Annotated in this window: 10 protein-coding genes and 1 rRNA gene; 6 read left to right on the top strand and 5 right to left on the bottom strand. The window is 67.4% G+C overall.

Going from position 1 to position 11,263, the window contains the following annotated elements; genetic code table 11:
* The first annotated feature begins 17 nt into the window (after window positions 1-17).
* From rrf to VGU03_RS10350, 3 genes are all read left to right on the top strand, one after another.
* A 5S ribosomal RNA gene (rrf, locus tag VGU03_RS10360) occupies window positions 18-131 on the top strand.
* Between the two features lie 287 nt (window positions 132-418).
* On the top strand, window positions 419-1,102 hold the full coding sequence (locus tag VGU03_RS10355; protein WP_327480309.1) for a rhomboid family intramembrane serine protease: 684 nt from the start codon (window positions 419-421) through the stop codon (window positions 1,100-1,102).
* Window positions 1,103-1,112: 10 nt separating this feature from the next.
* Entirely contained in the window at window positions 1,113-1,436 is a 324-nt protein-coding gene (locus VGU03_RS10350; RefSeq protein WP_327480308.1) for a DUF1820 family protein, read from the top strand.
* Window positions 1,437-1,458: 22 nt separating this feature from the next.
* On the opposite strand, the gene VGU03_RS10345 is transcribed toward VGU03_RS10350, so the two are convergent.
* Window positions 1,459-2,178 carry a glutamine amidotransferase gene (locus tag VGU03_RS10345; protein ID WP_327480307.1) on the bottom strand — a complete coding sequence of 240 codons (720 nt, stop codon included), beginning with the start codon at window positions 2,176-2,178 and terminating at the stop codon, window positions 1,459-1,461.
* 27 nt (window positions 2,179-2,205) lie between these two features.
* Window positions 2,206-4,023 carry a GspE/PulE family protein gene (locus tag VGU03_RS10340; protein WP_327480306.1) on the bottom strand — a complete coding sequence of 606 codons (1,818 nt, stop codon included), beginning with the start codon at window positions 4,021-4,023 and terminating at the stop codon, window positions 2,206-2,208.
* A 97-nt stretch (window positions 4,024-4,120) separates the two neighbouring features.
* On the opposite strand from VGU03_RS10340, the gene glyQ reads away from it, so the two are divergent.
* The gene (gene glyQ, locus VGU03_RS10335) at window positions 4,121-5,032 is read left to right on the top strand and encodes a glycine--tRNA ligase subunit alpha (RefSeq protein ID WP_327480305.1); all 912 of its coding nucleotides are present in this window, start codon (window positions 4,121-4,123) and stop codon (window positions 5,030-5,032) included.
* Complete coding sequence (gene glyS / locus VGU03_RS10330) at window positions 5,029-7,173, top strand: glycine--tRNA ligase subunit beta (RefSeq protein WP_327480304.1); 2,145 nt, start codon at window positions 5,029-5,031, stop codon at window positions 7,171-7,173. Before glyQ ends, glyS begins: the two co-directional genes overlap by 4 nt.
* A 2-nt stretch (window positions 7,174-7,175) precedes the next feature.
* Here glyS and VGU03_RS10325 read toward each other — a convergent pair whose 3' ends face one another.
* A complete protein-coding gene (locus VGU03_RS10325) occupies window positions 7,176-7,643 on the bottom strand; it encodes a transcriptional regulator (protein ID WP_327480303.1) in 468 nt (155 codons plus the stop codon).
* Window positions 7,644-8,048: 405 nt separating this feature from the next.
* Between VGU03_RS10325 and VGU03_RS10320 the strand changes: the two genes are divergently transcribed.
* Window positions 8,049-8,900: a DUF1481 domain-containing protein gene (locus VGU03_RS10320; protein ID WP_327480302.1), complete on the top strand. Its 852-nt coding sequence runs from the start codon at window positions 8,049-8,051 to the stop codon at window positions 8,898-8,900.
* A gap of 83 nt (window positions 8,901-8,983) precedes the next feature.
* Here VGU03_RS10320 and VGU03_RS10315 read toward each other — a convergent pair whose 3' ends face one another.
* Both VGU03_RS10315 and VGU03_RS10310 read right to left on the bottom strand, forming a co-directional pair.
* The gene (locus VGU03_RS10315; protein ID WP_327480301.1) at window positions 8,984-10,819 is read right to left on the bottom strand and encodes an autotransporter domain-containing protein; all 1,836 of its coding nucleotides are present in this window, start codon (window positions 10,817-10,819) and stop codon (window positions 8,984-8,986) included.
* Window positions 10,820-11,136: 317 nt separating this feature from the next.
* A partial coding sequence (locus VGU03_RS10310; RefSeq protein WP_327480310.1) for an integrase core domain-containing protein occupies window positions 11,137-11,263 on the bottom strand: 127 nt, incomplete at its 5' end.

Below are 11,263 nucleotides of genomic sequence, written 5' to 3'. Positions count from 1 at the left end.
GCCGCTTCTACCCCTTCCCTGGCGGCCATAGCGCTGTGGTCCCACCCGATCCCATCCCGAACTCGGAAGTGAAACGCAGCTGCGCCGATGGTAGTGTGGCTTGTCCATGCAAGAGTAGGTCACCGCCAGGGGCTTTATCCTGAAAACCCTCACCGATTCCGGTGGGGGTTTTTTCTTTGTTGGCGTTTGGAATGGGGCACTGCCAATGGAGTGCGTACTACCGGCATCCGGGGGCAGCATTACCTCAACGCTCAGTCGCCATGTGTCTTCCGGAGCTTTTTGCTAGAGCACCGGCACGTTAGCCCAGAACCGGATGCAGTGATCCGCGACCGGAAGCTTCCCATGTGGATCGATACCGTGGCCCGCTCCGGGCACACCACCTATGATGCACAGAGGCAGGCAGCGTTCGGGGAGTGCCTTGTTCGTTCACGTGGAAACCCGCCGGCGCTCGACCGCGCAATGGGCGACATTGCTGTTGGTGCTGGTCTGTGTGGCCAGCTTCGTTGCCCTGGCGCTGATGCCTTCGCGGCAGCGGATCTCGTTTCTGCTCGAATGGGGCACCATTCCAGCGGACATCTTCGACATCCACGAGGCGTTCTGGCGGCAGTTCGCCGACCCCGCGCTGCTGCGCCTGTTCACGGCCTTATTCATCCATGTGGCCTGGATACACCTGCTCAGCAACCTGCTGTTCCTGGTGATCTTCGGCCTGCCCGCGGAGCGTACGCTCGGATCGGCGAGGTTCCTCCTGCTGTTCGTGGTGGGCGGTATCGTGGCCAACCTCGTCGGCGCGCTTACCCTGGCCGGCGTGCGCTTGCCGATCATCGGCTGCAGTGGCGCGGTATCGGCCGTGCTGGGCGCTTACGTGGCGCTGTTTCCCCGGGCACGGCTGGGACTGGTGCTCCCGTTGGGCCTGTTCCTGGAATTCGTGCGCGTGCCGGCTTTCCTGCTGATCGGCATCTGGGTGTTGCTGCAATTGCTCTTCAGCTACGCCGGGCCGAGCTATGGCGCGGTGGTCTGGTGGACGCACATCGCCGGCTTCCTGTTCGGGATCCTGTTTGCGCTGTTCTCACGTGAGGCCATCGCCAGGCGCCTGCGCGGATAAACTGCGCCTCATGCGTACCCGGAAACTCTACAAAGTGACGTTCCTGCATCTGGGCAAGTGCTACGAGCTGTACGCACGGCACGTGGCTTCGAGTCCCTTGTGGGGCTTCACCGAAATCGGCGAGCTGGAGTTCGAGCCCGCCGGCTCGGGCCTGCTCGTCGATCCCAGCGAAGAGCGTCTGCGCGAGGAATTCGCCGACACCCGCGTGCTGCACCTGCCGATGCAGTCCGTGGTGCGCATCGAAGAGGTCGAGCGCAAGGGGGCATTGGCCATCCGCGACGCCGCTGACGGGCAGAAGATCACCCCCTTCCCGATGCCGCCCAGACCGCGCTGAGCGCCCGTCCTGCTGCCTGCGCTCAGGCGCTCAGGCCGTGCCGCAGGCCGAAGTCGCGCATGATCCCGCGTGCGATGGGAGTGGCCGCGACCTGGCGATACACCTGCTGCGGATCGCTGCCCTCGCGGCGCATCACATCGCGTTTGCGGTGGATATAGGCCCGCATGACGTCGGCGTTGAATTCCGGATGGAACTGCACGCTGGCGGCGCGGGGCCCATAGCGCAGCAGATGGTGCGGGTCGCGTTCGGAACGGGCGAGCACCGCCGCGCCGGCCGGCGGCTCCAGCACGCTCTGCTCGTGCGTGGTGTGCGCACGGAAGCTCGCGGGAAGCCGGGCGGTAAGCGGGTCGTGGGCCGCTGCGGGTGTCAGCTCGATCGGCTGGGTGCCGATCTCGCGCCCGCCTGGCAGGTAATCGACCCGGCCGCCCAGTGCGTGCGCCATCAGTTGGTGGCCGTAGCACACGCCGAACAGCGGCAGCTGCACGTCCATCGCATCGCGGATCCACCCCGCGGTCCGCTCGCTCCAGGCCGCACGTTCGGTGACCATCGCGGCCGAGCCGGTGATCAATGCGCCGGCCACCTCCCGAGGCGGCGGCAGAACCTCTCCCGCGGCGACGTCGACGATCTTCAGGCGCACCGGCGAAAGGGCGGCGCACAGGCGAAACCAGTGCGGGAAATCGCCGTGGCGCGCACGGATGGCGTCCGGCGCGCGGCCGGTGCGGATGATCAGGATGGGCTTCATGTGGGGAGGGCGTCTTTGGCTGTCGGACTAGGACAGGCTTTCGTGTTCGATCGGCGGCAATACGGTGAGCACTTCCTGCACCGTGGTCAAGCCCTTGGCTACCTGTGCCGCGGCCGAGATGCGCAGCGGCTGCATGCCTTCGGCAAGCGCGGCGCCACCGAGGCGGTCCAGGTCCAGTTGCGCGGAGACCAGGCCGCGCAGCCGCGGGCTGAGCTTGAGCATCTCGTAGACACCCGTGCGGCCCATGAAACCGGTGTTGCGGCATTCCAGGCAGCCGACCGGCTCGAACACCCGCTCAGGCACCTCGAGCGACCAGCCGTGGGTCAACGCGGTCCAGGTGTGCGGATCCTGCGGCGCTTCGCGCTTGCAGTGCGGGCACAGCGTGCGTACCAGGCGCTGCGCGACGACGCCGGTCAGCGTCGATTGGATCAGGTAGTGCGGCACGCCCAGGTCGAGCAGGCGGGTCACCGCGCTGGGTGCGTCGTTGGTGTGCAGGGTGGACAGCACCAGGTGGCCGGTGAGCGAGGCCTGCACCGCCATCTGCGCGGTCTCCAGGTCACGGATCTCGCCGATCATGATGATGTCCGGGTCCTGGCGCAGCAGCGTGCGGACGCCGGTGGCGAAGTCCAGGTCGATCGAGGGTTGCACCTGCATCTGGTTGAGCTCGGCGCTGACCATTTCGATCGGGTCTTCCACCGTGCAGACGTTGAGCTCGGGGCGGGCCAAGTGCTTGAGCGTGGAATACAGCGTGGTGGTCTTGCCCGAGCCGGTCGGGCCGGTGACCAGCACGATGCCATGCGGACGCTCGACCATCGAGCGCCAGAGCGCGCCCTCCTCGGGCGAGAAGCCGAGCTGGCCGAAGTCCTTGGCGACGATGTCCGGATCGAAGATGCGCATGACCACCTTCTCGCCGAAGGCAGTGGGCATGGTCGAGATGCGCAGCTCGACTTCGCGTCCGGCGGCGGAGCGCGTCTTGATGCGGCCGTCCTGCGGGCGGCGCTTCTCGGCCACGTCCATGCGCGAGAGGATCTTGATGCGCGCGGTCACCGCACTCATCACCGGGGGCGGCAGCTCGAACACCTTGTGCATCACGCCGTCGATGCGAAAGCGCATCTGTCCGGCCTCGCGGCGGGGCTCCAGGTGGATGTCAGAGGCGCGCTGCTCGAAGGCGTACTGCAGCAGCCAGTCGACGATGTGCACGACGTGGCGGTCGTCCGCGCCCACCTCGCCGGTCTTGCCCAGCTCCACCAGTTGCTCGAAGTTGAGGATCGCCGAGGACGTGTCGTAGCCGGCGGCCTTGGCATCCTGCGCCAGCTGGATCGAGCGCTGCACCCCGTAGAACTCGGCCAGATAGCGGTTGATGTCCAGTGGGCTGGCCACCACCCGCCGCACGTCACGGCGCAGCATGTGCGAGAGGTCGGTGGCCCAGGCCGCGTCGAACGGTTCGCTGGTGGCAAAGGTCACCTCCGAGGACGTGGCCGCCACCGGCAGGATGCGATGCCGCGTGGCATAGGCATGGCTGACCACCTGGGTCACCGCCGCCACGTTGATCTTCATCGGGTCGATCTTGAGGTAGGGCAGCGCCGCCTGGCCGGCCAGCCATTCGGTCAGGCCCTCCAGGCGCAGCGGGCGCCCGGGTTCGCGCAGGTTGGGCAGCTTGGCGTTGGCGATCAGCACCAGCGGATGCAGTTCCACCGTGCTGCGGCCGGCACGCGAGCCCATGCGCACGTTCTTGGCGTCCTCGGCCGAAACGTAGCCGTCGACCACCAGGGCGGCCAGCACGTCGTCCAGACCGAGCTTGCCGCGACGACCGAGCAGCGATGCGATTTGCGGTGATGCGGCCATCCGCACGGCCTCCCGTGATGCGTTCGATCCGGCGCCGGGCCAGTGCGGGCGCGGGCTTTGGCTATACTAACGCGCTTTGTTGCAAGGCCCATCGCCCATGCCAGCGCGCACCTTCCAGGACGTGATCCAGACCCTCAACCGCTACTGGGGCGCGCAGGGTTGCGTGCTGCTGCAGCCGCTGGATACCGAGGTCGGCGCGGGAACCTTCCATCCGGCCACCTTTCTGCGTGCGCTGGGTCCCGAGCCCTGGGCCGCCGCCTACGTGCAGCCCTCGCGCCGACCCACCGACGGCCGCTACGGCGAGAACCCCAACCGCCTGCAGCACTACTACCAGTACCAGGTGGTGATGAAGCCCAACCCGGAGAACATCCTGGAGCTGTACATCGGCTCGCTGAAGGAACTGGGACTGGACCCGCTGGTGCACGACCTGCGCTTCGTCGAGGACAACTGGGAGTCGCCCACGCTGGGCGCGTGGGGCCTGGGCTGGGAAGTGTGGCTGAACGGCATGGAGGTCACCCAGTTCACCTACTTCCAGCAGGCCGGCGGATTGGAGTGCCGGCCGGTGACCGGCGAGATCACCTACGGCCTCGAGCGCCTGGCGATGTACCTCCAGAACGTGGACAACGTCTACGACTTGATCTGGACGCAAGGCCCGCACGGCACGGTCACCTACGGCGACGTGTTCCACCAGAACGAGGTCGAGCAGAGCACCTACAACTTCCAGCACGCCAACGTGCCGGAGCTGCTGCGCTGGTTCGACGTCTGCGAGGCGACCGCCAACCAGCTGATCGGTGCCGGCCTGCCGCTGCCGGCCTACGAGCAGGTGATGAAGGCCAGCCATACCTTCAACCTGCTCGATGCGCGCCGCGCGATCAGCGTCACCGAGCGCCAGCGCTACATCCTGCGCGTGCGCACGCTCTCGCGCGCCGTGGCGGAAGCGTACGTGGCGCAGCGCGAGAAGCTCGGCTTTCCGGGCCTTAAGAACGTTTCCAAGGAGCAGGCCGCATGAGCGCCGCCAAGTCGCTGCTGATCGAGCTGGGCACCGAAGAGCTGCCGCCCAAGGCGCTGGACGAACTTTCGCAGGCCTTCCTGGACGGGATCGTGCAGGGTCTGGGCAAGCGCGGTATCGAGGCCGCGCTCGACCAGGCTCGCGCGTACTGCACACCGCGCCGGCTGGCCGTGCTGGTGCCGGCCGTGGTGGCCACCCAGCCCGACCAGCAGGTCGAGCGCCGCGGCCCGGCGGTGGGCGCTGCGCTGGATGCGCAAGGGCAGCCGTCCAAGGCGCTGCTCGGTTTCGCGCAGTCCTGCGGGGTAGAGGTTGCGCAGCTGGAGAAGCAGGAAACCGACAAGGGCGCCTGGTTCGTCTTTCGCGCGGTCAAGCCCGGCCAGAGCCTGGCTGCGCTGCTGCCGGAGATCGTCGAGGAGGCGCTCAAGGGCCTGCCGGTCCCGCGCCCGATGCGCTGGGCCGATCACGATTACGCCTTCGTGCGCCCGGTGCACTGGCTGGTGATGCTGCATGGTGCGGACATCATCGACGGCGAGGTGCTGGGCCTGAAGAGCGGCCGCAAGTCGCGCGGCCACCGCTTCATGCACCCGAACCCGGTGCATGTCACCGACGCCGATGGCTGGCTCGATGCGCTGCGCGCGGCCAAGGTGCTGGTCGATCCGCTCGAACGGCGCGAGCGCGTTCGCGCCGAGGTGGCGCGCGTGGCGACGCAGACCGGCGGCGTGCCACGGCTGGAGGGGGCGCTGCTCGACGAGATCGCCAACCTTACCGAATGGCCGACGGCGATCGCCTGCGCATTCGAGCGCGATTTTCTCGCGGTGCCGCCCGAGGCGCTGGTCACCACCATGGAGACCAACCAGAAGTTCGTGCCGGTGTTCGACGTGGAGGGTCGGCTCACCGAGCACTTCGTGGGCATCGCCAATATCGAATCGAAGGACCCGGTGGAGATCCGCAAGGGCTACGAACGAGTCATCCGGCCGCGTTTTGCCGACGCCAAGTTCTTCTGGGACGAGGACCTGAAGACGCCGCTGGCCAGCTACCAGGAACTGCTGAACAACGTGACCTATCAGCAGGCGCTGGGCAGCCTGTGGGACAAGAGCGTGCGCGTGGCTGAACTGGCCCGCGTGATCGCGGCCCGCGTCGGCGTCGACGCCGGTGCGGCCACGCGTGCGGCCGCGCTGAGCAAATGCGACCTGCTGACCCGCATGGTGGGCGAGTTCCCCGAACTGCAGGGCGTGATGGGCCGCCACTACGCGCAGCGTCAGGGCGAAGGCGAGGTGGTGGCCACCGCGCTGGACAGCTATTACCGGCCACGCTTCGCCGGTGACGCCATCGCCGGCGATCCGGTCGGCCAGGTGCTTGCCGTGGCCGAGCGGCTCGACACCCTGGCGGGCATCTTCGCCGTGGGACTCAAGCCCAGCGGCACCAAGGACCCGTTTGCATTGCGTCGTGCCGCGCTGGGCCTGGCCCGTACGCTGGTCGAAGCCGGCCTGGAACTCGACCTGCGCGCCAGCTTTGCCGAGGCGCTGGAGCTGCTGCCCGAGGCCGCGCTCGTCGCGGGCCTGAAGCCGGGCAAGGACGGCAAGCCACCGGCGCTGGATGCCGGTGCGCGGCGCACGGCGTTAGTAGCCGAACTGACCGATTTCGTGTTCGACCGCCTGCGCGGCTACTACGCTGAAATGGGCTTCACCAGCGAGCAGTTCGAGGCGGTATTGGCCACCAGCCCCGCCACGCTGCCGGATTTCGACCGCCGCCTGCGTGCGGTGATGGAGTTTGGCCGTCGGCCGGAGGCGATCAGCCTGGCGGCGGCCAACAAACGGGTGGCCAACATCCTGCGCAAGGCCCAGGAGGAAACTGGCGCAGCCCCGCGCGGCGAGGTCGATCCGGCGTGCTTCGAGCTCTCAGCCGAGCATGACCTGGCCGCTGCGCTGGACGCCGCCGTGGCAGACACCGCCGCGTCGCGCGCCGACGGCGACTACACCGCCGTGCTGGCCCGCCTGGCCCAGCTGCAGGCGCCAGTGGACGCCTTCTTCGACAAGGTGCTGGTCAACGCCGAGGATCCGCGCGTGCGCGCCAACCGGCTGGCCCTGCTCGCCCGCCTGCAGGCGCAGTTCAGCGCAGTGGCCGATATCGCGCGGCTGTAGCCTCAGGCGCTGACCCGGGCGCGATGGATGCGTTCGGCCAGCTTGCGGTTGAACACCAGCATCGCGTCGGTGTCCACGCGCGTGCCGCCGGGGCCCAGTGCCTCGTAGAGGCTGGCCAGCAGGTCGGTGTTTTCGGCCAGCGTGAACGGATTGCCGGCCAGGTCCAGCTCCGACTGCAGGATGCGCATCGCCGCATGCAGCCGCTGGGTGTCCATGCCGTTGCCGTGGCTGTCCAACACTTCGGCTGACATCCCATGCGGGCGCAACCGCAGGCGGTGGTGCGTGGTCTCGGTGGTGAACTGCTCGTCGCCCGCGGGCTGGTCCACGTCCGCGACGATTGCACCCTCGCCTGCCACCAGCCATACCAGCGAAATGCCCAGAGTGCGCGCCAGCGTCACGCAGCGGGCGCGCGAAGGATCGGTGTTGCCGTCGCGCCAACTACGCACCACTCCCTCGGAAAAACCGCACATTCTTGCGATCTCCGTGGCACTGCCCACGCGTTGGATGAGGAACTTGATGCGGTCGGCAAAGGAGCTGCCGGTTTCCGGGACGGGAGAGAGGGGTGCGAAGTTCATAGTCTTGGTCCAGACAGCAGAAACAACGCCAATCGCCGCCGATGCGGCTCGCTCGTCAATCCTAGCGCGTCGGTGCTTACCGCGGGCTTTCGATGGCGTATGGAAAAGCGTTGCGACTGCCGGTGTTTACCCTGTGTGAACGAAAGTGGCACGGTCGTGTTGCACGGCTTCGGTCTGGCTTGACTTTTGCCCGTGCGCTGAATTTTCCGCTATGCTTGGAACTTCCCCCGCGGAAAACAGGGCGCCAGGCGTCGGTTTCCGTGCATTCCCCGAGCAATCATTTTGATAGAGGTTTTCCCGATGCGCAGGATGGTCTGGTCGCTGATGTCGGTAGCTGCGCTGGCCCTGGCTGGCTGCAACGGTTCCAACGCGCCCGAGCAGAGTGCTCCGAACGCGGCCGCGGCAGCCAAGGCCAACACGGTGACCGGCACCATCAACGTGCGCGGCGACAATACGCTTTCTCCAGAGGCCAAGCTGGTGGTCAATCTGGTCGACGTTTCCTCCACCGACCAGGCGGGCGCCGCGCCGCTGGCCAGCAAGACCATCGCGCCGGTGCAGCTTCCGGCGTCCTTCGAGCTCAACTTCAATCCGGCGGACGTGAACCCCGCCGACCTGTACGTGATCCAGGCACAGCTTACCGATGGTGAGCGCAACTACAAGATGGCGCTGCAGGCGCCGGTGCTGACCAAGGGCGCACCCAGCCAGGTGTCGATCGAACTGGTGCCGGAGCAGACCCCGGCCGAGAAGGAGATGGCCGAGTTCCAGGCTGTGCAGAAGCAGATCGGCGGCATGAAGATCAGCAATGGCACCAAGCTGGAGAAGGACGTCTCGCGCGCCTGGCAGGTGTTCCGCGCCAACGGCGCAGTGCAGTTCATCCGGGCCCGCGCCGACTATGGCGACAAGGGCTTCACCAGCACCGATTTTGCCTACAAGGACGGCCAGCCGTGGGTGGTCGTGCAGCAGAAGAAGGCCAACCAGGATGCCAAGCCCAGCTCGACCGAGCGTGCCGGCTGGGACAAGGACGGCAACCTCGTGCTCAAGCAGGTCGTCGCCGACGGCAAGACCAGCGCACTGGCGGACGACGAGGCGGCGAACCTGAAGAAGCAGGCCGAGGACATCCTCTCCATGGCGACGGGCGGCAAGGGCAAGTAAGCCCGCCGTTCCGCGGAGCCGACGCCCGCCGTAACGAAAAAAGCCGCCCGAGGGCGGCTTTTTTTGCGTCGGTACGGCCGGCTTCAGAAGCCGACCTTCACGCCCAGATTGATGCTGTTGTCCCTCTGCGTGCGGTCGCGGAAACGGCCGTGGTAGCCGAACCATCCGGTTACGTTGGAACCGAACTGGGCGGACAGGCCCAGGTCCGCGCTGGCCCAGGTCTTGTCCGGCACGTAGCCGGACAGCGAGAAGCTGCCGGGCATGCCCACCAGGCCAGCCTGGACTTCGCGCGGGTCGGCCTTGGCGTCGTGGTTCCATGCCACTTCCGCGTAGGGCATCAGCATCATGCCGCCGGCCTGCCAATGGCCCTGCAGGCGCCAGCCCAGCGAACCGACCAGGGCATCGCGCTGCTGCCGGCCGAACCACATCGCCGTGCTGCTGCTGCCGGATTCGGCATAGCCATCCACCTTCACCGTCTGCCACTCCAGGTGAGCGAACGGACCGGTCTGCAGTCCGCCGGCCTGGAGCCACCAGCCGCCTTCGAGGCCGCCTCCCAGGTGCGTGCCGTCCGCCTTGCCGCCTTCGCTGCGCATGCCGCCGCCCAGCCGGATGCGCCGGTTGACGTCGGTGAAATTGGACTGGCCGAAGCCCGCGTAGCCGCCGAGGTAGCCGCCGCCGCTGTGGTAAAGCGCGTAACCGAGGCCGGAAATGTCGTGCATCTTGTAGCCGCCCGTGCCGCCGGCAAAGTCGGCGTTGCTCTGGCCCAGGCTCAGCGCCACGCCCGCGGAGACGTGCTCGCCGGCGCGCACGTCGGCGCCAAGGGTCAGGTTGACGTTGTTGCTGTTGGTCTTGGGCGAAGCGTCGGTCGCGTCGAAGCGCTGCCGGCCGTAGTCGGCGCTGGCGAAGAAGCGCGTGTCGCTGCCCTGGCCGTCGGCCAGCATCTCGTTGCGGATCGCGCGGTACTGCGTGGCAGTGGCGGCCAGCGGCGCCTCGGCCAGCAGCGACATCTGGCCCGGCGCGGCCAGCTCGGCGAGCACGTACTGGGCCAGCATCGCGTGGGCGGCGGTGGTCGGATGCACGTCATCGGCGAACAGGTAGGTCTGGTCGGTTCCCGGGGCGTACGAGAAGGGCAGGCCCGAGCCGACCGGACCGCACTGCACCGAGCTGCCGTTGCAGGCCGGCGTGGTCACGTTCGTGAAACCGTAAGCGGACGGATTGGCGATGACCTCGTTGATCAGCCTGAAGGTGTCCACCGGAATCACGTTGAGCCCGTTGGCGCTCAGCTGCGAGATGCCGGTGCTGAGGATGCCGTTGTAGACCAGCGCAAGCTGGGTGCCGCCAGCCTGGGCCGCAGGGCCACCGGCCGCACTGGCCGGCGTCTTGCCGAGGTCCGGCAGGTTGTAGACCACCACGTAGCGCGCGCCGGCCGCCTGCAGCTGGCCAAGCATGCCCACTTCGGCCTGCGCCGCGGTGGCGGTGCCGGCGGCCAGCACGTTCGCGTTGGTGCTGGTGCCGGTCAGGTAGAAGATGTCGTTGGCGCCGCCCCACACCTGGTACAGCGCGTTGGCGTCGGCCTTGCCGCCGTTGGCGCCGAGGTACATCGCCATCTGTTGCGGCAGCGTCGGCACCGGCGCCACGCCCTGCACCACGCCGGCACCGCCGAAGGCGAAGTCGGTGCCGCCGGTCAACGACGGCGTCAGCGTGAAGCCCAGGCCGGCAGCCACGTTCTCGGCGGCGGTGGTGCCCGGGTTGGTGGTGAATCGCAGGGCGACCGGCGAGCCCTGCGAAAGCGACAGGTTGCCGGCATCGCTCAGGCTGTCGCCGAACACCACGACCTTGCTGAAGTCGGTGGCGGCAGCAGCGGTGCTGAACAGCAAGCCGGCCAGGATGGCGCCGGCAAGAGGGCGGGTACGGGGCATGGTCGACGCTCCTGTGGCCGGGATTGGCCTCGTTATTTGGCGCGTTACGGTAATGCACTCCATACGGAAGCGCATGCTGCGACGCATCGCGGGGCCGAAGCATCGATTGGTCCCCAACTGGTTGTGTGTTCTCGGCCGTCTTCTTAGGCGTTGCTATCTGGTTGCTCTCTTCGACGAGCGCAGACGGTGGGCCACTGTGGTTACTTGGGGTTTCTGACGTTGCCGGTGTCGTACTTGGCTGTCCTTCTTGGGGCTCACGTTCAGTCGCTTTTCGGCTTGCCGAGCAGCGTGATCGAGTGTTGCCGTAAGCTCCCCCGTCAAGCAGACACTTCAAAAGTAGAACGACTGGCGGCTTGTTGGCGGTACTCGGCGGGTGTCAGATCACCGAGCGATTCGTGGGGGCGTTGCTCGTTGTAGTCGAGCATCCACCAGTAAGCGGCTTCA

Source organism: Frateuria sp. (genome assembly GCF_035944355.1).
Lineage (GTDB): Bacteria > Pseudomonadota > Gammaproteobacteria > Xanthomonadales > Rhodanobacteraceae > Frateuria_A.
This window is presented reverse-complemented; position numbering and strand designations above follow the sequence as displayed.